Raw genomic sequence first — 19,040 nt, 5'->3', positions numbered from 1 at the left:
CCACCGGCCGGCCGGGCCCGCCCCGGGCCGCACTCAGTCGTCGTCGTGGCCGTCGTGGTCGTCGTCCACCCGGTCGGCCGTCACCTTGCCGGTGGCTGCGTCGACCGTCAGCTCGTGCTCCTTGCCGTCCTTGGCCGTGACCTCGACCTCCCACTGCTGCGCCCGGCCGTCCCGGTCGTGGTCCAGGTCCACCGAGGTCACCGTCCCCGGGCGGGCCTCCAGCGCGGCGTCGACGGCCGCGTCCAGGGAGACCCGGGCCCGGCCGGACGCCTGCCCGCCGTGGTCGTCGTCCTCGTCCTTGTCGGTGTGCCGGTCGAGCACCTTGCCGTTGCCCGCGTCCACCGTCACGTCGTGCCGGACCTTGTCGGAGCCGTCCACGTCGACCTCCCAGACGAGCCCGCCGTCCTCGTCGTCCAGCTCCGCCTCGGTGGCCGTGCCCGGGACCGCCTTCAGGGCCGCCGCCACCGCCTCCTTCACGTCCACCCGGGCGGTGCCGTCGCCGGCCACGCTGCTGGTGACCTCGCGGTCGTGGCCGTCGTCGTCGGCGAAGGCGACCGCGGTGGCGGCTCCGCCGCCCGCCAGCACGGCGGCCGTGACGGCGGCGATGACGATCTTGCGCTTCATGGGTTTCCTCCCGATCGGGTGCGCCGGTTGCGACGGGAACCACCCTGCCGGGCCGATGCTGAACACAGCCTGAAGCCACCTGAAGCCGTCTTCAGCTCCGGTTTGCGAACCTGTGGGGCATGCGCCTGTTGATCGTGGAGGACGAGAAGCGGCTCGCGACGGCCCTGGCCGCGGGGCTCACCGCCGAGGGCTTCGCCGTGGACGTGGTCCACGACGGCCTCGAAGGACTGCACCGGGCCGCCGGGGGCGGCTACGACCTGCTGGTCCTCGACATCATGCTGCCCGGGATGAACGGCTACCGGGTATGCGCCGCCCTGCGTGCCGCCGGGGACGACACCCCGATCCTGATGCTGACCGCGAAGGACGGGGAGTACGACGAGGCCGAGGGGCTGGACACCGGCGCCGACGACTACCTGACCAAGCCCTTCTCGTACGTCGTGCTGCTGGCCAGGATCAGGGCGCTGCTGCGGCGCCGCGGGGGCGGCTCCGGCTCCCCGGTGCTCACCGTCGGCGCCCTGCGGATGGACACCGCCGCCCGCCGGGTCCACCTGGACGGTGCCGAGATCACCCTCACCGCCAAGGAGTTCGCCGTGCTGGAACAGCTCGCGCTGCGCCCCGGCGAGGTGGTGAGCAAGGCCGACATCCTGGAGCACGTCTGGGACTTCGCCTACGACGGGGACCCGAACATCGTCGAGGTCTACGTGAGCACCCTGCGCCGCAAGCTCGGCGCGGAGACCATCCGCACGGTGCGCGGCGCCGGGTACCGGCTGGAGGCGCGGTGAGGTCGGTACGGGCCAGGGCCGCGCTCGGCGCCACCGCCGTGGTGGCGCTGGCCCTGGTCGGCGCCGGGATCGCGGTGCTGCTCGTGCTGCGCGCCCACCTCACCGGCCAGGCCGGGCTCCAGGCCGAGGTGGTGGCCCGGGAGGTGGCCGGGCAGCTGGCCCTCGGCGTGCCGTACGACGGCCTGGAGACGCGCGACGAGGAGGACCACCCGGTCCAGGTCACCGACGACGAGGGCCGGGTGGTCGCCGTCTCCAAGGACCTCCAGGCGATCAGCGGCACCGGCACCGACCGGGTCGTCCCGGTCCGCCCGTCCGCCACCGCCGGCGGTTCCTCCGACTCCTCCGACGACTCCGACGACGGCGACGGAGACGACGACTCCGCCGCCCCCGGCCGGGGCGAGACCGACCCCGACGACGCGGACTTCTCCAACGGCACCGCCACCGTCGACGGCGAGCGCGCCGACTACCGCTTCGCCTCCGTCCGGGCCACCACCCCCGCCGGCGAGACCCTGACCGTCCACGCGGGCGCCCCGCTCGCCGCCGAGCAGCAGGCCGTGGGCACCGTGCGCGACTCGATGCTGACCGGGCTGCCGGTCCTGCTGCTGGTCGTCGCCGGGGTGACCTGGCTGGTGACCCGGCGGGCGCTGCGCCCGGTCGAGGGCATCCGGCGGGAGATGGCCGCGATCACCGCCTCCGAGGACCTGGGCAGGCGGGTGCCCGAGCCGGACTCGCGCGACGAGATCGCCCGGCTGGCCCGCACCACCAACGAGACCCTGGCGGCCCTGGAGTCCTCGGTGGAGCGGCAGCGGCGGTTCGTCGCCGACGCCTCGCACGAACTGCGCAGCCCGATCGCCTCGCTGCGCACCCAGCTGGAAGTGGCCGCCGCCCATCCGGAGCTGCTGGACCTGCCGGGCGCGGTCGCCGACACCGTACGGCTCCAGACGCTCGCCGCCGATCTGCTGCTGCTGGCCCGGCTGGACGCGGGGGAGCGGCCCGGCGGTACGCGGGTGGACCTGGGGCGGCTGGTGCGCGAGGAGGTGGCCCGGCGGGCCGGGGACCGGATCGCGGTGACGGTGTCGGTGCCCGAGGGGGAGCGGTTCGAAGTGACCGGTTCGCGCGGGCAGTTGGCGCGGGTGCTCGGCAATCTGCTGGACAACGCGGAGCGTCACGCGCGCGGCGCGGTGGTGGTCGGGGTGCGGGCGGCGGACCGGGGCGGGGTGGTCGTCCGCGTCGACGACGACGGCGCCGGGGTCCCGCCCGAGCAGCGGGAACGGATCTTCGAGCGGTTCGTACGGCTCGACGACGCCCGCAGCCGGGACGACGGCGGTGCGGGGCTGGGCCTGGCCATCGCCCGGGACGTCGCCGTCCGGCACGGCGGCACCCTGACGGTCGGCGAGGCGCGGGAGGGCGGCGCCTGCTTCGAGCTCCGGCTGCCCGGAGCCGGCTGAGGCCGCCGCCCGCCGGGCGTCAGATCCGGCCGCGCCGTCCCCTCAGGTGATCGGCGACCGGGGCCAGCGCCGCGTGCAGGTTCTCCAGCGCCTCGGGCGTCAGCAGGTCCATGAAGTGCTTGCGCACCGAGGCGACGTGGTGCGGCGCCACCCGGCGCATGGTCTCGGCGCCCTCCTCGGTGAGGACCGCGTACAGTCCGCGCCGGTCGGACTCGCAGTTCTCCCGGCGGACCAGCCCGGCGTTCTCCATGCGGGTGATCTGGTGCGAGAGCCTGCTCTTGGACTGGAGCGTCGCGGCGGCGAGATCGCTCATCCGCAGGCGCTGGTCGTCCGACTCCGAGAGGTTGACCAGGATCTCGTAGTCGTTGTTGGTCAGGCCGAAGGGCTGGAGGTCCTTCTCCAACTGGTGCATCAGCAGTCTGCTGACGTCCAGATGGGTGCGCCAGGCGCACTGCTCCGCGTCGTTCAGCCAGCGAGTGGCCGTCTCGGTCTCCATATATGGATTCTACCTAAGAAGTTGAAAGCTGGACGAAGTGGGAGTGTGACGGTCGGCACCGCCCGGGAACGGATCCGGACGCGGGGCTCGGACGCGCGGCGTCACACTCCGCAGAGTACCGTTCACAGTCGGAAACGACGCTGGAGGTCCCCGAGCTGACCGGGCATTCGGGGGTTGGCGCCAGGTTGACCCCCATGCCCCGGCACCCCGGCCTGATCCGGCACCGTGCCCGTCGGCTGCTCGGCGATCAGCTGCTCCGTCGACTGGAGCAGCACCGTGCCCGCGCCGACGAACTCGAACTGGTGCTCCTCGCCCGAGGTGCCCCCGATTCCCGTCAGCTGGCGCAGCCCGCCCAGCACCCCGGTCAGATACCCGTGGTCGTAGTGGTGGCACGGCGAGGGGCAGTCCGCCCAGCCCACCAGGGCCTGCGGGTCCACCCGCAGCGGCGGCTCCATGAAGACCACCGGACCGTTCGAGGCGGCCACGAACTTCCCCGTGCCGATCAGGGTCAGGAAGCCCGGCACGATCGACTGCTTCAGCGCCAGCGACGGCTCGAAGGCGAGCAGGTTGCCGGACCGGATGGTCAGGTTCCCCTCGTCCAGGTCGTAGGAGTTCACGTCGAAGGCGCGGTCGGCCAGGAGCATCTTGCCGCTGCCCTCGGCCACCACCCAGTCGCTCGCGTGCAGCGGCGAGTGGAAGCTCGAACGCAGCAGCCGCTCGAAGCGGCCGTGGCCGACGCCGTCGAACCCGATCCGCCCGTAGTAGGCGATCATCTTGCCCTTCTGCAGGAACCACTGGCTCCCCTTGAGCTCCACGCAGAAGGTGTACGCGTTGACGTTGTCGTCGGACGGCAGCGTCATCGGGTCGAGGACCACGGGCGTGCTCACAGCTTCTCCTCCGAGGCCTGGACGTACACCGTGCCGCTCCCGCTCAGTTCCAGCTGGAACGCCTCGCCGGAGCCGCGCCCCACCATCTCGCGCCAGCCGAGCGCGGTCGACAGCTTGTTCCGTACCTCGCCGTGGTGCGCGACGTACGCCTGCGGGTCCACGTGGACCTCGCGGCCGGGCGTGATCGGCAGCTCGATCACCCCGCCGTGCGCCATCACCGCGACCGCGCCGTGCCCCGACAGGGTGGTGGTGAACAGGCCCTGGCCGGTCACCTGGCCGCGCACCATGCCCATCACGCCGCCCTGCGACCCCATGAACATCGTCCCCTGCTGGAGCGTCCCGTCGAAGGCGAGCAGCCGGTCGGCCTCCACGTACAGGGTGTCGCCGGACAGGTTGATCACCTGGATGTGGTGGCCGCCGTGGCCGAACATCACCGTGCCGCTGCCCTCGACCGTCATCAGCGGGGTCGCCTCGCCCGCCACCCGCCGGCCGATCATCGACATCACGCCGCCCTGGCCGCCCTGGACGCTGGGGGTGAACGACACCTCGCCCCGGTACGCGAGCATCGCGCCCCGCTGGCTGAACAGCCGCTGGCCGGGCACCACCGTCGCCTCGACCATCTTCGAGTTGATCTCGCGGAACGGCATCAGACGTCGCCCCCGACCGTGTTCCGCTCGCTGGGCTGGACGTAGACGACGCCCTCGCCCTCGAACCGCATCTGGAACGCCTCCCCGGAGCCCTCGCCGATCAGCGTCCGGAAGTTCACCCCGGCCTGGAGGTGCTGCTGGAGCCGGCCCTGGTGGGCGATGTACGCGCCGGGGTCGACGAAGAGCGGGTACTGCGCCGAGACCCGCAGCGCCACCGCCGCGCCGTCCGACATGATCGCCACCTGCCCGGTGCCCTCGACGGTGGTGGTGAACAGTCCGTTGCCGCTCGCCCCGCCGCGCAGCCCGGTGAAGGAGGTACCGGTGCGCAGCCCGGCGTCGGTGCACAGCAGATTGCTGGCCTCGACGAACAGCTTGTCGCCGTGGAGCGCGACCAGGTTGATCTCGCTCGCCCGGTCCGCGAAGTAGCAGGTGCCCTGGCCGGTCACCTGCATCACGGTCATCTGCTCGCCGGTCAGCCTGCGCGTCACCATGCCGCGCAGCCCGTCGCCGCCGCCGGTCATCTTCTTGAAGGTCATCCGGCCGTCGTAGGCGACCATCGAGCCGTTCTTCGCCTTGACGGAGTCGCCGGCCAGGTCGACGGCGAGCGTCCTGCTGCCTTGGAGTCGGAACATTGCCACGGGCCGACGTTAACGGCAGGCCCCCGGCCGGAACAGGGCCCGTCCCCGTGACATCCGCCGCGAACCGCCCCTGATACGCACCCGGTACGGGATCCGTACGCAATCGGGACGTACGGTCCGACGGCACGTGAGCCGGTACACACCGCCCCGGGGGCGGCCGGCCGTCGTACCGATGCCACAATGGGGCGAGCTTGTGCCCTGATTCACAAGCCTGCTTTCGCCAGCCGTCACCGTTCTCCCACCGAAGGTGCCCCCGTGGACGTCAAGACCGCTACCGCCCTGCACCGGCTGCGCCTCATCTCGGTTCCCGAGGCGCTCTCCTTCCCGGCCCTGATCCTCTTCGGCTCGGTCCTCAGCCGGATCTCGGACATCGACTACCTGATGATGCCGCTCGGCATGCTGCACGGTGTGCTCTTCGTGATCTACGCCGTCCTGCTGATCGACGTCTGGTCGAAGACCAAGTGGCCGCTGAAGCGCATCGCGTTCTTCTTCCTGCTCGCGGTCCTGCCGTTCGGCGGGCTCTACGGCGACAAGGTACTCAAGCGGTACGAGGCCGACGGCGTCATCGCGGCCCGCGCCCGCCGCGAGGGTGTGGTCGGCGCATGATCGTCGCCTTCTCGGTCAGCCCGCTGGGTGTGGGCGAGGACGTCGGCGAGTACGTCGCCGACGCCGTCCGGGTCGTCCGGGAGTCCGGTCTGCCCAACCGCACGGACGCGATGTTCACCTCGGTCGAGGGGGAGTGGGACGAGGTCATGGACGTCGTCAAGCGCGCCGTCGCCGCCGTCGAGGCCCGTGCCGGGCGCGTCTCGCTGGTGCTGAAGGCCGACATCCGTCCCGGTGTCACCGACGGTCTGACCTCGAAGGTCGAGACGGTCGAGCGCCACCTCGCGAACTGACGTCCGCGCACCGGCATTCCGCGCCCGAACCCCCGGACGAGCCCCCTTCGGCGGGGCTCGTCCGCTTTTGCGGCGTTGCCGTTCCGGTGCGGCCCGGGTGATCCCGCAATATTCGGACCGAAGTTCGAGACGAAGCTGACCAGCATATGACCAGTGGGTAAGGTCGATGCCGTGCCGAAGCCGCTCAGCCTCCCCTTCGACCCCATCGCCCGCGCCGACGAGATCTGGCGGCAGCGCTGGGGTCCCGTCCCCTCGATGGGGGCGATCACCTCGATCATGCGCGCCCAGCAGATCCTGCTCGCCGAGGTCGACGCGGTCGTCAAGCCGTACGGGCTGACCTTCGCCCGCTACGAGGCGCTGGTGCTGCTCGCCTTCTCCAAGGCCGGCGAACTGCCGATGTCCAAGATCGGCGAGCGGCTGATGGTGCACCCCACCTCCGTCACCAACACCGTGGACCGGCTGGTCCGCTCCGGCCTGGTCGACAAGCGCCCCAACCCCAACGACGGCCGCGGCACCCTCGCCTCCATCACCGACAAGGGCCGCGAGGTCGTCGAGGCGGCGACCGAGGACCTGGTCGCCATGGAGTTCGGGCTCGGGGTGTACGACGCCGAGGAGTGCGCGGAGATCTTCGCGCTGCTGCGCCCGCTGCGGGTGGCGGCGCACGATTTCGAGGAGTCGTAGCCCCCGGGGAGGGGCGGGCGTAGCCGGGGGGACACGGGGCGTAGAACGGCGCTTCGAGGGACCGGCCCGCCGCAAGATCGCCCCGGGTGTCCGGTTAGGCTCGATGCCATGAAACGCAGTGTGCTGACCCGGTACCGGGTGATGGCCTACGTCACCGCCGTCATGTTGCTGGTGCTCTGCACCTGCATGGTCTTCAAGTACGGCTTCGACACCGGTGAGAGCCTGACGCTCGTCGTCTCCCAGATCCACGGTGTCCTCTACATCATCTACCTGATCTTCGCCTTCGACCTCGGCTCCAAGGCGAAGTGGCCGATGGGCAAGCTGCTCTGGGTGCTGATCTCCGGCACGATCCCGACGGCCGCGTTCTTCGTCGAGCGCAAGGTCGTCCGCGAGGTCGAGCCGCTGATCGCCGACGCCGCCCCGGTGACCGCCAAGGCCTGAGAGCCGGGCTCCAGAGCCGGCCGGGCCACCCGAAACCGCCCCGCGCGAAGCGCCGGGCGGTTTCCCATCGACATTTAGTAGGACGTCCTAGTAAATTCGATCGTATGGACGCTGACGCGATCGAGGAAGGCCGCCTCCGCTGGCAGGCCCGTTACGACAAGGCCCGCAAGCGTGACGCGGACTTCACCACGCTCTCCGGCGATCCGGTCGAGCCCGTCTACGGCCCCCGCCCCGGGGACGCGTACGAGGGCTTCGAGCGGATCGGCTGGCCCGGTGAGTACCCCTTCACGCGAGGGCTCCACGCCACCGGCTACCGGGGCCGTACCTGGACCATCCGCCAGTTCGCCGGCTTCGGCAACGCCGAGCAGACCAACGAGCGGTACAAGATGATCCTCGCCGCGGGCGGCGGCGGCCTCAGCGTCGCCTTCGACATGCCGACGCTGATGGGGCGCGACTCCGACGACCCCCGCTCGCTCGGGGAGGTCGGCCACTGCGGCGTGGCCATCGACTCCGCCGCCGACATGGAGGTCCTCTTCAAGGACATCCCGCTCGGCGACGTCACCACGTCGATGACGATCAGCGGACCGGCCGTCCCGGCCTTCTGCATGTACCTGGTCGCGGCCGAGCGCCAGGGCGTCGACCCGGCGGTGCTCAACGGCACGCTCCAGACCGACATCTTCAAGGAGTACATCGCGCAGAAGGAGTGGCTCTTCCAGCCCGAGCCGCATCTGCGCCTCATCGGCGACCTGATGGAGCACTGCGCCCGGGGCATCCCCGCGTACAAGCCGCTCTCGGTCTCCGGCTACCACATCCGCGAGGCCGGGGCGACGGCCGCGCAGGAGCTCGCGTACACCCTCGCCGACGGCTTCGGCTACGTGGAGCTCGGCCTCTCCCGCGGGCTCGACGTCGACACCTTCGCGCCCGGCCTCTCCTTCTTCTTCGACGCGCACCTCGACTTCTTCGAGGAGATCGCCAAGTTCCGCGCCGCCCGCCGGATCTGGGCCCGCTGGATGAAGGAGACCTACGGGGCGAAGACCGACAAGGCCCAGTGGCTCCGCTTCCACACCCAGACCGCCGGGGTCTCGCTCACCGCCCAGCAGCCGTACAACAACGTCGTGCGCACGGCCGTGGAAGCCCTCTCCGCCGTCCTCGGCGGCACCAACTCGCTGCACACCAACGCCCTCGACGAGACCCTCGCCCTCCCCTCCGAGCAGGCCGCCGAGATCGCGCTGCGCACCCAGCAGGTGCTGATGGAGGAGACCGGCGTCGCCAACGTGGCCGACCCGCTGGGCGGCTCCTGGTACGTCGAGCAGCTCACCGACCGCATCGAGGCCGACGCCGAGAAGATCTTCGACCAGATCAAGGAGCGCGGCACCCGGGCCCACCCGGACGGGCAGCACCCCATCGGCCCGATCACCTCCGGCATCCTGCGCGGCATCGAGGACGGCTGGTTCACCGGCGAGATCGCCGAGTCCGCCTTCCGCTACCAGCAGGCGCTGGAGAAGGGCGACAAGCGCGTCGTCGGCGTCAACGTCCACCACGGCTCGGTCACCGGCGACCTGGAGATCCTGCGGGTCAGCCACGAGGTCGAGCGCGAGCAGGTCCGGACCCTCGCCGCCCGCAAGGAGGCCCGCGACGACGCCCGGGTGAAGGCCGCCCTGGACGCGATGCTGGCCGCCGCCCGGGACGGCTCCAACATGATCGCCCCGATGCTCGACGCGGTCCGTGCCGAGGCCACCCTCGGGGAGATCTGCGGTGTGCTGCGCGACGAGTGGGGCACCTACACGGAGCCGCCCGGCTTCTGATCCGTACCGGGCCCGCGGCCCGGGGTGCCCGGCCGGTTCAGCCGGCCGGGCACCTCTCGTACACCGTCACCCGCCGGCCGCGGACCTGTGCGTCGGCGACGGCCCGGAAGTGCCTGCGCAGCACGGAGCTCTTCGTCCGGTCCCGCTCGGTGGCCGGCGGACGCGCCACCCGGGGCGTGTCCGTCACGAGCAGCACGCGGCAGCGGGCCAGCATCGCCGCACGGATCCGGTCCGGCTTCTTCTCCACGCCCCCGAGCGTCCCGGACTCCTCCGGGCTCCGCTCCAGGGCGATGTCCCGCAGACCGGAGAAGGCCTCCGGGGAGACCGCCCTGGTGTCCCGGCGGAACGCGGGCACGAAGACCACCGCGTCCCCCGCCCTCTTCAGCCGGCGCACCTCCGCGGACACCGCCAGGACGTCGTCCACCCGGCTCGACGGGGACCGCTTGGCCAGGGACTGGGGGAGCAGGGCCACCATCGCCACCGCGAGCGTCACGGGCAGGACCGCCCGCGCCGCCCCCGGGCGCCGGGTCCGCACCGCCCCGGCCGCCGCCGCGACCGCCGTGCCGATCAGCAGGGCCAGCCCCAGCAGACTGAAGAGGACGTACCGGTCCAGGAACAGCGGCCGGACCAGCGAGACGGCGACGAGGCCGAGCTGCGGGACCGCCAGCAGGGGCAGGGCGACGGCCGCCACCGACAGCCGGCCCTCCCGGGGCCGTTCCAGCAGCGCGCAGATCCCGCCGATCGCCAGCACGACCGCCGGAGCGATGAGCATGTGCCAGGTCAGCGGCGGTATCCAGGAGACCTGTGAGGACTGGGTCCGGCTGAAGAGGATCAACGGCAGCACACAGACCGTCGCGCACCCGGCCGCGACGGCCCAGCGCCCGAGCACCGGACGGGGGGCCCGGCTCCGGGCCAGGGTCGCCAGATGCGCCGGGAGGATCATGAGCGAGAGCCAGTTCAGAAGCCCGCACAGCGCGACGACGGCGCCGTAGGCCACCCAGCGCGGGGTACGGCCGTCGCCCTGGAGCAGCGTCACGAGCAGCAGGGTGGAGATCCCGGCCCCGGCCGCGACCAGCGCGTACGGCCGGCCCTCCTGGAGGTGGAACTGCACGGCCGGGAGCAGCCCGAGGACCATCCCTGCGGCCGGGCCCGCCCACGGACCGGCCAGTCGGCGGCCGATGACCGCCACGCAGCCCGCCGCCACCGCCATGGCCAGGACCGAGGGCAGCCGCAGTGTGGTGGTGCCGGGGCCGAACCACTCGAACAGCGCGTGCATCAGCAGGTAGTAGCAGCCGTGCACGACGTCGATGTTCCCCAGCATGTGCCAGATCTCGGCCGTGGAGCGCTGGGCGACCTGCCAGGTCGCGGCCTCGTCCCGCCACACGCTGTCCTGCCGCGACAGCCCCCACAGCCCGAGGGCGACGGTCCACAGCACCGGTACCGCCCAGACGGGTCCCCGGCGGAGCGGTCCGCCCGCCGGGGACCGGGCGGCCGGTGTCGTGGTTCCCGTGGAGCGGGAGGACGGGCGAGGGGCGCGGGGCGTGGGTATCAAGACGGGCTTCCGGGGCGGCGGGCGGGCAGGGGCCACCCCACCGGACACGAGGTGCGGGGACGGGGTGCGGCTCTCATGGGGGCGGACGTGATCGGGGCCCTCGCGGTTGCCCCGGACGGCCGCCCGCCTTCCGCGGGAACGGCGCCGGTCTACCGGGCCGCCGCTCCCAGCCCCGCCAGCAGCAGCACGGTGAAGCGCCGGGCCCAGTCCTCGTCGACGGGCGCGGCACTGACCAGCGTCCGGTGCACCACCGCGCCCGCGATCACGTCGAAGATCAGGTCGGCGGTGGCCGCGGCGGTCTCCACGTCCTTCTCGACGGGCAACTCACCGCGCCGCTGCGCCCGTTGCCGCCCCTGGAGCACCAGCCGCTTCTGCCGGTCGACGATCGAGCCGCGGATCCGGTGGCGCAGCGCCTCGTCGCGGGTCGACTCCGCGACCACCGCCATCAGCGCCGTCCGGGTCTCCGGCCGGTCCAGCAGCGCGGCGAACTGGAGGACCACCGCCTGCACATCGGCCGACAGGCTGCCCAGGTCCGGCAGCTCCAGTTGGTCGAAGAGGACCGCGACGGCATCCACGACCAGCTCGTTCTTGCCCGCCCACCGCCGGTACAGGGTCGTCTTGGCGACCCCGGCCCGCGCCGCCACATCGCCCATCGTCAGCTTCGACCAGCCGAGATCGACCAGGGAGGCCCGGGTCGCCTCCAGGATCGCCTCGTCGGCGGCGGCACTGCGCGGGCGTCCCGTTCGAGGGGGTTCGGGGCGGTCGGGGCTCGGCATGCCGCGACCATACCGGTGAGTAAGTACAACGGACCGGCCCCGGGAGGCGTGAGACAGATCACCGATCGCACCTGTGCGCGAAGGGGGTGGGGCAGTTACGCTACGGGTCGTAGCGTAAGGACGACGGCCGTGCCGTCGTGAAACGCCGCAACCGAACGACAGCCACAGGCTCCGGGTGGGGACCCGGTGCCGCACAGGGCCTTTCAGGGGCCCCGGGCCGTGTCTGTCCGCGCGTCCCGCACACCGGCGGGGCGGCCGGACGGGCCCGGTTCCGGTATCGCTTTCCGGATCGGCGCACCGAGGGGGGAGGATGTACGCATGCAGCCTAGGAACATGTCCATGAGCGGCGTCGTCGACCTCGCCGCGGTGAAGGCGGCCGGCGAGGCCAAGGTGAAGGCGGAGCAGGCCCGTGCCGAGGCCGCCCGGCAGGGTGGCGGCGGTGCCGTACCGCCCTCCGCCCTGGTGATCGATGTCGACGAGGCGGGCTTCGAGCGCGATGTCCTCCAGCGCTCCGCCGAGGTGCCGGTCGTCATCGACTTCTGGGCCGAGTGGTGCGAGCCGTGCAAACAGCTGGGCCCGCTCCTGGAGCGGCTGGCCCATGAGTACAACGGCCGCTTCGTGCTGGCCAAGGTCGATGTCGACGCCAACCAGATGCTGATGCAGCAGTTCGGCATCCAGGGCATTCCGGCGGTCTTCGCCGTCGTCGCCGGACAGGCCCTCCCGCTCTTCCAGGGCGTGGCCCCCGAGGCCCAGATCCGGCAGACCCTGGACCAGCTGATCCAGGTCGGCGAGGAGCGCTTCGGCCTCACCGGTATCGCGGTCGACCAGGAGGCCGCCACGGCCCCGGAGCCCGCCGAGGTGCCGGCCGGTCCGTACGACGCCCTGCTGGCCTCGGCCGTGCAGGCGCTGGACGCGGACGACTTCGCCGGTGCCGTCCAGGCGTACAAGAACGTTCTGTCCGACGACCCGGCCAACATGGAGGCCAAGCTCGGCCTGGCCCAGGCCGAACTCCTCTCCCGGGTCAAGGAGATGGACGCGCAGCGGGTCCGCGAGTCCGCCGCCGCGGATCCGGCCGATGTGGAGGCCCAACTCGCCGCGGCCGACCTGGATCTGGTCGGCGGTCATGTCGAGGACGCCTTCGGCCGGCTCGTCGAGACGGTGCGGCGCACCTTCGGGGACGACCGGGATGCGGCGCGGGTGCGGCTGCTGGAACTGTTCGAGGTGATCGGCCCGGAGGACCCGCGGGTGATGGCCGCGCGGACGGCGCTGGCGCGCGTCTTGTTCTGATGTGACAAGCGGCCGCGGTACCCGCCAGGGAATCGCGGCCGTTTTCGCGTACGGGCGACAAGGGACGCCGTCGCTTTACCAAATCTTGATAAAGCGGCGGCCTGTTACTCGTAGTAAATCGCGTGCGGACGTCTGTCCGCATCCACCCACCCTTGCCCCCTTTTATTCCTCGAATCGGTGCCACCCTGTGTGGCCGGGCGGTATCAGGCGGTCGAGCGAGGGTTATCGGGCCGTTACTAGCGAGTAACGAACCCCCTTGTGCCACGGGCGTGAATGGACCACGATCGGCCACGCTCGGTCCAATGACGCCAGCCCGACCGCCAGTCGGCGCGGGCGGTTCCGTTGGTCCCCACCGGGTGGGCCGGTGGCATTGGCGCCGGCTCCGGACAGGGGGGTTCCTGTCGTCCGGCAGGGCCTGTCCGAAACAGGCCGCGCACACGCGCGGCCGGTGGTTGTCGCTCGGGGGTGATCGCCGGTGATTCGGACGCGGTTTCCTGCCTCCGTCCGCGGGCGCTCTCCTTTCCGAGGACGTAGCACTTCTCCCATCCCAGGACGGGCCCAGGCCCGGACCGGAGATGTACGTCCGAGAAGGAGGAAAACAATGAGTTCCCAGGTTCGTGGCGGCACCAGATGGAAGCGTTTCGCTCTGGTCATGGTGCCGAGCGTCGTCGCGACCGCGGCGGTGGGTGTCGGTCTCGCGCAGGGTGCCCTCGCGGCGTCCTTCAGCGTGTCCGGCCAGAGCTTCAAGGTGCGTGCGGACAAGCTCGTCGGTGAGGACTTCGTCCAGTACGGCTCGGTCGCCACCGGTATGGACCCCGAGGGCAAGAACGGGGCCCACGCCGTTGCCGTGTCCGGCTTCAGCAAGGCCACGATCACCAACATGTGCCAGTCGGTGGTCACGCCGAACCTGCCGTTCGGCCTCGGCACCGTCACGCTCCAGCTGAACGCGGGTACGGACCCGAAGAAGCCGGTCAAGGCGACCAACCTGTACCTCGATGTCGCCGAGCTCGACGCCGACGCGTCGTTCAAGAACATCGACATCGGCGTCGCCGCGGGTGCCCTCAAGGACCCGAACAAGCCCGGTTCGATCGGCATCCAGCCCCGCACCCAGGCGAATGCGAACGGTTTCGCGCAGCGCGCCGAGAAGGCCACGCTGACCAACGTGAAGCAGACGGCATGGGCGACCACGGCCGGCACGTTCAAGCTCAGCAACCTGAGCCTGCGGCTGCACAGTGGCGTCAAGGAGTGCTACTAGGCACCCGCCGGGTGGCCGGGGCGTTCCCGAACGGACTCCGGCCACCCACCCTTTCACTTCTCACAGCAGTACCGGTTCCAGGGAGCTGTCTTTCATGAGCCCCGAGTCCACAGGGCAGAACGAGCATTACCTCCGCGTGTTCTGGCGCGCATTCCGCACCTGGCGGGGTAATCGGCCGTTCTGGGCAGGCCTGTTCACCATGGCGGGTGGCCTTCCCATCGCGTACTTCCCGTACGCCAACATGCACCTCGGCAACGTCACGCTGGCGATGTCCACGACCGCCGGTGCCGGGTCCCTGATCATCGGGGTCCTGTTGATAACGCTGGGGCTCACCATGTGGTTCCACCACATCGTGAGAGTGTTCGCGGGCGTCGCCGCGATCCTGCTGGCGCTGATCTCGATCCCGGTCGCCAACATCGGCGGCTTCCTGGTCGGTTTCCTCTTCTCCCTGCTGGGCGGCGCGCTCTCCATCTCGTGGGCCCCGGGCGAGCCCGTGGCCGAGGACACGGCGGTGGAGAAGGACGGGGTGACCGGCGCCGGGACGCAAGCGCCCGGACCCGAGTTCCACACCACGGCGGCGGTGCCACAGCAGCCGGAGCAGTACGACACGACGGTCGAGGCCGATGGCGGGAGGCACCGTGCGGGGTGACGAGACGCAACTGAACTCGGCCGGGGACCGCCCCGGCGCCAGGAGCGGACCGCGCCACGCGGCCCCCCGGAAGTCGCTGCTGACGAAGCTGCACATTCCGGCGGGCAAGGCGTTCGCGCTCGCCGCCATGCCGACGGCCGTCTTCGTGGGCATGGGGCTCACCCCCAAGCTCGCGCTGGCCGACGACAACCCGGACATCCCGTTCGCGCCCGGCCCCTGCGTCACCCGCTCCGACGAGCCGGCCGAGTCGCCCTCGCCGTCCGCCTCGAAGACGACGTCGCCGTCCCCGTCCGCCACCGACGCCGTCCCGTCCGGTGCCGGTGCCGGTGCCGGGAAGAAGGACGACGCGACGGCCCCGGAGCCCGCCACGACCCCGGCCGCCGGGGACGCGGTGAAGCCCGCGGCCAAGTCCGTCGAGGCCGAAGCCCCCGGGCCGAGCGCCTCGCCCACCCCGACGAAGTCGAAGAACCCGCTCGACCCGCTGGGTGTCGGCGACGCGCTGCGGGACCTGTTCGGCATCCCGGACAAGGACGCGGAGACCCCGTCCCCCGACGCGAGCACCGAGGCCCCCGAGCCGGAGGCGTCCAGGAGCGCGGAGAAGCCGGCCGACAAGCAGGCCCCGAAGCCCTCGGACGCCGCGAAGCGGACGGCCGACGGCACCGCCGACGCCATCCGCGAGGCGGCCGGCAAGGCCGGGAAGGCGGTCGAGGAGCTCGACGACAGCGTCAAGGGCCTCGACGCGAAGAAGGACACGGACATCCCGGACGGGGCCAAGGAGCCCTTCCCCTGCCCGACCCTCGACGCCGAGGCGCTGGCCGCGGCGAAGCAGGACACGGGCGTCCCGCTCCTCCCGGACGACCCGTGGATCCTGGAGAGTTCGGCGCTCACCCTCAGCGGGCTCGACTACAAGGGCATCGTCGAGGTGAAGACGTACGGCGGCACCGTCAAGAAGGTGCTGAAGTTCACCGCCAGCTCGATCGACATCGACAACCTCCACCAGAAGACCGTCGGCCCGTCCGGGACGACGGCCCATGTGGAGGCGCGGAAGGGCTCCAAGTCCACCATCCGCGACGGCGAGGTGACGATGTACACCGAGGAGCTGAAGGGCAATCTCTTCGGCCTCATCCCGGTGACGTTCAGCCCGCAGTCGCCGCCCCCGCTGAACGTGCCCTTCGCCATCTTCACCAAGGTCAAGGTCACGCAGGCCGGCCAGTTCGGCGGCACCCTCACGGTCCCCGGGCTGCACAACTACTTCACCGGCGGGAACTGACCGTACGGAGAACGGCGGGCCGCACTCCCCCTCGGGAGTGCGGCCCGCCGTCGTTCTCCGGGGGTGTCAGTCGCGGGCGCCGCCGCCGACGTGGTGCACCCGCACCATGTTGGTGGTGCCCGGGATGCCGGGGGGCGAACCGGCCGTGATGACCATGGTGTCGCCGTCGTTGTAGCGGCCGAGCTTCAGCAGCTCGCCGTCGACCAGGTCGACCATCGCGTCGGTGGTGTCCACGTGCGGGACGATGTGGGCCTCGACGCCCCAGCTCAGCGCGAGCTGGTTGCGGGTGGACTCGTCCGTGGTGAACGCCAGGATGGGCTGGGCCGCGCGGTAGCGGGAGAGCCGGCGGGCGGTGTCACCGGACTTGGTGAAGGCGACCAGTGCCCGGCCGTCCAGGAAGTCCGCGATCTCACAGGCGGCACGGGCCACCGAACCGCCCTGGGTGCGCGGCTTCTTGCCCGGCACCAGCGGCTGGAGCCCCTTGGAGAGCAGCTCCTCCTCGGCGGCGGCGACGATCTTCGCCATCGTCTTGACCGTCTCGATCGGGTACGCGCCCACGCTGGACTCGGCCGACAGCATGACCGCGTCCGCGCCGTCCAGGATCGCGTTGGCGACGTCGGACGCCTCGGCACGGGTCGGCCGCGAGTTGGTGATCATCGACTCCATCATCTGGGTCGCCACGATCACCGGCTTGGCGTTGCGCCGGCACAGCTCCACCAGGCGCTTCTGCACCATCGGGACCTTCTCCAGCGGGTACTCCACGGCCAGGTCGCCACGGGCCACCATCACACCGTCGAAGGCCATGACGACCTCCTGCATGTGCTCGACCGCCTGCGGCTTCTCCACCTTGGCGATGACCGGGACCCGGCGGCCCGCCTCGTCCATCACCTTGTGGACGTCCTTGATGTCGTCGGCGTCCCGGACGAAGGAGAGCGCCACCAGGTCGCAGCCCATCCGCAGGGCGAACCGCAGGTCGTCGACGTCCTTCTCGGACAGGGCCGGGACGTTGACGGCCGCACCGGGCAGGTTGATGCCCTTGTGGTCGGAGATGACACCGCCCTCGATGACGATCGTCCGCACCCGGGGGCCCTCGACCGCGACGACCTTCAGCTCGACGTTGCCGTCGTTGATCAGGATCGGGTCGCCCTTGGCGACGTCGCCGGGCAGACCCTTGTAGGTCGTGCCGCAGATCGACTTGTCGCCGGGCACGTCCTCGGCGGTGATGGTGAACTCGTCACCGCGGACCAGCTCGACGGGGCCCTCGGCGAACTTCGCCAGCCGGATCTTCGGGCCCTGGAGGTCGGCGAGGACACCGACCGCCCGGCCCGTCTCGGCGGCGGCCCGGCGGACCAGGTCGTACCGGGCCTGGTGCTCCTCGTGGCTGCCGTGACTGAAGTTGAAGCGGGCCACGCTCATGCCGGCCTCGATCAGAGCGACGAGCTGCTCGTGGGAGTCGACGGCGGGACCGAGTGTGCAGACGATTTTGGAACGGCGCATGAGGCGGATCCTATCGGTTTGTTTCGCTACGGAATATTCCGTCTGGTGGAAGATACAAAGGGGCGCGGGGGTGCTCAGTTGTGGACCTCTCCGACGCCCCCGCCCGGCCCTCCGACGGCCTCCCCGCCCGGCCCGACGAGGGCGAAGGTCTGGACCGCTATCTCCAGCTCCTCGTCCGTCGGCACCACGGCGACCGCGACCCGCGCGTACTCCGGCGAGATCAGCCGGGGCTCGGCGGACCGCGCGTTGTTCAGACCGGCGTCCACCGCCAGGCCCAGCTCCTCCAGGCCGGCGACGGCGGCCTCCCGCACCGGTGCCGAGTTCTCCCCGACCCCCGCGGTGAACACCACGGCGTCCACCCGGCCCAGCACCGCCGAGTAGGCGCCGATGTACTTCTTCAGCCGGTGCACGTAGACGTCGAAGGCCAGCGCCGCCCGCTCGTCCCCCGCGTCGACCCGGCGCCGGATCTCCCGCATGTCGTTGTCGCCGCAGAGGCCGACCAGACCGCTCCGCTTGTTGAGCAGCACGTCGACCTCGTCCGCCGACATCCCCGCGACCCGCATCAGATGGAAGGTGACGGCCGGATCGACGTCCCCGGAGCGGGTGCCCATCACCAGCCCCTCCAGCGGCGTCAGCCCCATCGAGGTCTCCACGCACCGGCCGCCCGCCACCGCCGAGGCCGAGGCGCCGTTGCCCAGGTGGAGCACGATGACATTGACCTCCTCGGGGGTACGGCCCAGCAGCTCGGCGGCCTTGCGGGAGACGTACGCGTGCGAGGTGCCGTGGAAGCCGTAGCGCCGGATGCGGTGCGCGTCGGCGGTCTCCGTGTCGATCGCGTACCGGGCCGCGTACTCCGGCATCGTCGTGTGGAAGGCCGTGTCGAAGACCGCCACCTGCGGCAGGTCCGGCCGCAGGGCCCGCGCGGTGCGGATCCCGGTGATGTTCGCCGGGTTGTGCAGCGGGGCCACCGGGACCAGCCGCTCGATCTCCTCCAGCACCTCGTCGTCGATCACCACCGGCTCGGTGAACCGCAGCCCGCCGTGGACCACCCGGTGGCCGATCGCCGCGAGCCGCGGCGAGTCCAGGCCGAGCCCGTCGGCGGCCAGTTCCTCGGCCGCCGCCCGCAGCGCCTCCTCGTGGTCGGCGATCCGGCCGGTCCGCTCGCGGGTCTCGGCGCCGCCGCCCAGCAGCGGGGTGTGCACCAGCCGCGAGGTCTCCTCGCCGATCCGCTCCACCAGCCCCACCGCGAGCCGGGTCCGGTCGCTCATGTCCAGCAGTTGGTACTTCACCGACGAGGAGCCGGAGTTGAGCACCAGCACGCGGTACGCGCCCGCCCCGGCGGGGTCCGCGGCGGTGCCCTCCTCGGTGTTCCCGGTGCCCGGGTTCTCGGTGGTCGGGGCGGTCATCCG

At 71.5% G+C, this 19,040-nt stretch carries 20 protein-coding genes; 11 read left to right on the top strand and 9 right to left on the bottom strand.

Annotation, left to right across the window (positions count from 1 at the left end; genetic code table 11):
- Nucleotides 1-33: 33 nt before the first annotated feature.
- Nucleotides 34-624: a PepSY domain-containing protein gene (locus ACIQGQ_RS30725; RefSeq protein WP_402401855.1), complete on the bottom strand. Its 591-nt coding sequence runs from the start codon at nt 622-624 to the stop codon at nt 34-36.
- 119 nt (nt 625-743) lie between these two features.
- On the opposite strand from ACIQGQ_RS30725, the gene ACIQGQ_RS30720 reads away from it, so the two are divergent.
- The gene (locus ACIQGQ_RS30720) at nt 744-1,406 is read left to right on the top strand and encodes a response regulator transcription factor (RefSeq protein ID WP_402401852.1); all 663 of its coding nucleotides are present in this window, start codon (nt 744-746) and stop codon (nt 1,404-1,406) included.
- Nucleotides 1,403-2,854, top strand: coding sequence for a sensor histidine kinase (locus tag ACIQGQ_RS30715; protein WP_402401850.1), 1,452 nt, complete (start codon nt 1,403-1,405; stop codon nt 2,852-2,854). The genes ACIQGQ_RS30720 and ACIQGQ_RS30715 overlap by 4 nt, the downstream gene beginning before the upstream one ends.
- A gap of 19 nt (nt 2,855-2,873) precedes the next feature.
- Here ACIQGQ_RS30715 and ACIQGQ_RS30710 read toward each other — a convergent pair whose 3' ends face one another.
- The 4 genes from ACIQGQ_RS30710 to ACIQGQ_RS30695 all read right to left on the bottom strand — a co-directional run bounded on the left by ACIQGQ_RS30710 (nt 2,874) and on the right by ACIQGQ_RS30695 (nt 5,516).
- Nucleotides 2,874-3,350, bottom strand: a complete 477-nt coding sequence (locus ACIQGQ_RS30710) for a MarR family winged helix-turn-helix transcriptional regulator (RefSeq protein WP_402401848.1) — start codon at nt 3,348-3,350, stop codon at nt 2,874-2,876.
- Between the two features lie 122 nt (nt 3,351-3,472).
- The gene (locus tag ACIQGQ_RS30705) at nt 3,473-4,237 is read right to left on the bottom strand and encodes an AIM24 family protein (RefSeq protein WP_402401845.1); all 765 of its coding nucleotides are present in this window, start codon (nt 4,235-4,237) and stop codon (nt 3,473-3,475) included.
- Nucleotides 4,234-4,884 carry an AIM24 family protein gene (locus tag ACIQGQ_RS30700; protein ID WP_402401842.1) on the bottom strand — a complete coding sequence of 217 codons (651 nt, stop codon included), beginning with the start codon at nt 4,882-4,884 and terminating at the stop codon, nt 4,234-4,236. The genes ACIQGQ_RS30705 and ACIQGQ_RS30700 overlap by 4 nt, the downstream gene beginning before the upstream one ends.
- Nucleotides 4,884-5,516: an AIM24 family protein gene (locus tag ACIQGQ_RS30695; protein WP_366297427.1), complete on the bottom strand. Its 633-nt coding sequence runs from the start codon at nt 5,514-5,516 to the stop codon at nt 4,884-4,886. The genes ACIQGQ_RS30700 and ACIQGQ_RS30695 overlap by 1 nt, the downstream gene beginning before the upstream one ends.
- Nucleotides 5,517-5,777: 261 nt before the next feature.
- On the opposite strand from ACIQGQ_RS30695, the gene ACIQGQ_RS30690 reads away from it, so the two are divergent.
- The 5 genes from ACIQGQ_RS30690 (at nt 5,778) to ACIQGQ_RS30670 (ending at nt 9,345) form a co-directional block, all read left to right on the top strand.
- Nucleotides 5,778-6,128, top strand: a complete 351-nt coding sequence (locus ACIQGQ_RS30690) for a DUF3817 domain-containing protein (protein WP_366297391.1) — start codon at nt 5,778-5,780, stop codon at nt 6,126-6,128.
- Nucleotides 6,125-6,418, top strand: a complete 294-nt coding sequence (locus tag ACIQGQ_RS30685; protein ID WP_402401838.1) for an MTH1187 family thiamine-binding protein — start codon at nt 6,125-6,127, stop codon at nt 6,416-6,418. The genes ACIQGQ_RS30690 and ACIQGQ_RS30685 overlap by 4 nt, the downstream gene beginning before the upstream one ends.
- A 171-nt stretch (nt 6,419-6,589) precedes the next feature.
- Nucleotides 6,590-7,099 carry a MarR family transcriptional regulator gene (locus ACIQGQ_RS30680; protein ID WP_352277349.1) on the top strand — a complete coding sequence of 170 codons (510 nt, stop codon included), beginning with the start codon at nt 6,590-6,592 and terminating at the stop codon, nt 7,097-7,099.
- Nucleotides 7,100-7,207: 108 nt separating this feature from the next.
- Nucleotides 7,208-7,540 (top strand): DUF3817 domain-containing protein, encoded by a 333-nt coding sequence (locus ACIQGQ_RS30675; RefSeq protein WP_402401835.1) that lies wholly within the window; start codon nt 7,208-7,210, stop codon nt 7,538-7,540.
- A gap of 104 nt (nt 7,541-7,644) precedes the next feature.
- Nucleotides 7,645-9,345 carry a methylmalonyl-CoA mutase gene (locus ACIQGQ_RS30670; RefSeq protein ID WP_402401832.1) on the top strand — a complete coding sequence of 567 codons (1,701 nt, stop codon included), beginning with the start codon at nt 7,645-7,647 and terminating at the stop codon, nt 9,343-9,345.
- A 37-nt stretch (nt 9,346-9,382) separates the two neighbouring features.
- Here ACIQGQ_RS30670 and ACIQGQ_RS30665 read toward each other — a convergent pair whose 3' ends face one another.
- Nucleotides 9,383-10,780 carry a glycosyltransferase family 39 protein gene (locus ACIQGQ_RS30665; RefSeq protein ID WP_402401829.1) on the bottom strand — a complete coding sequence of 466 codons (1,398 nt, stop codon included), beginning with the start codon at nt 10,778-10,780 and terminating at the stop codon, nt 9,383-9,385.
- A gap of 266 nt (nt 10,781-11,046) precedes the next feature.
- Nucleotides 11,047-11,673: a TetR/AcrR family transcriptional regulator gene (locus tag ACIQGQ_RS30660; protein WP_402401826.1), complete on the bottom strand. Its 627-nt coding sequence runs from the start codon at nt 11,671-11,673 to the stop codon at nt 11,047-11,049.
- Nucleotides 11,674-11,991: 318 nt separating this feature from the next.
- Between ACIQGQ_RS30660 and ACIQGQ_RS30655 the strand changes: the two genes are divergently transcribed.
- From ACIQGQ_RS30655 to ACIQGQ_RS30640, 4 genes are all read left to right on the top strand, one after another.
- Nucleotides 11,992-12,960 carry a tetratricopeptide repeat protein gene (locus tag ACIQGQ_RS30655; RefSeq protein WP_402401823.1) on the top strand — a complete coding sequence of 323 codons (969 nt, stop codon included), beginning with the start codon at nt 11,992-11,994 and terminating at the stop codon, nt 12,958-12,960.
- A 601-nt stretch (nt 12,961-13,561) separates the two neighbouring features.
- Nucleotides 13,562-14,215: a DUF6230 family protein gene (locus ACIQGQ_RS30650; RefSeq protein ID WP_402401820.1), complete on the top strand. Its 654-nt coding sequence runs from the start codon at nt 13,562-13,564 to the stop codon at nt 14,213-14,215.
- 94 nt (nt 14,216-14,309) lie between these two features.
- Nucleotides 14,310-14,864 (top strand): DUF6114 domain-containing protein, encoded by a 555-nt coding sequence (locus ACIQGQ_RS30645; protein ID WP_402401817.1) that lies wholly within the window; start codon nt 14,310-14,312, stop codon nt 14,862-14,864.
- Nucleotides 14,854-16,134 carry a hypothetical protein gene (locus ACIQGQ_RS30640; RefSeq protein ID WP_402401916.1) on the top strand — a complete coding sequence of 427 codons (1,281 nt, stop codon included), beginning with the start codon at nt 14,854-14,856 and terminating at the stop codon, nt 16,132-16,134. Before ACIQGQ_RS30645 ends, ACIQGQ_RS30640 begins: the two co-directional genes overlap by 11 nt.
- Before the next feature lie 66 nt (nt 16,135-16,200).
- On the opposite strand, the gene pyk is transcribed toward ACIQGQ_RS30640, so the two are convergent.
- Both pyk and ACIQGQ_RS30630 read right to left on the bottom strand, forming a co-directional pair.
- Complete coding sequence (gene pyk / locus ACIQGQ_RS30635) at nt 16,201-17,631, bottom strand: pyruvate kinase (RefSeq protein WP_402401815.1); 1,431 nt, start codon at nt 17,629-17,631, stop codon at nt 16,201-16,203.
- A 74-nt stretch (nt 17,632-17,705) separates the two neighbouring features.
- On the bottom strand, nt 17,706-19,037 hold the full coding sequence (locus tag ACIQGQ_RS30630) for an acetate kinase (RefSeq protein ID WP_402401812.1): 1,332 nt from the start codon (nt 19,035-19,037) through the stop codon (nt 17,706-17,708).
- Between the last annotated feature and the right edge of the window lie 3 nt (nt 19,038-19,040).

It is taken from the genome of Streptomyces sp. NPDC092952 (genome assembly GCF_044754785.1).
In the GTDB taxonomy this organism is placed as follows: Bacteria; Actinomycetota; Actinomycetes; order Streptomycetales; family Streptomycetaceae; genus Streptomyces.
The sequence above is the reverse complement of the archived record's forward strand: the minus strand, read 5'-3'. Positions and strand labels throughout refer to the sequence as shown.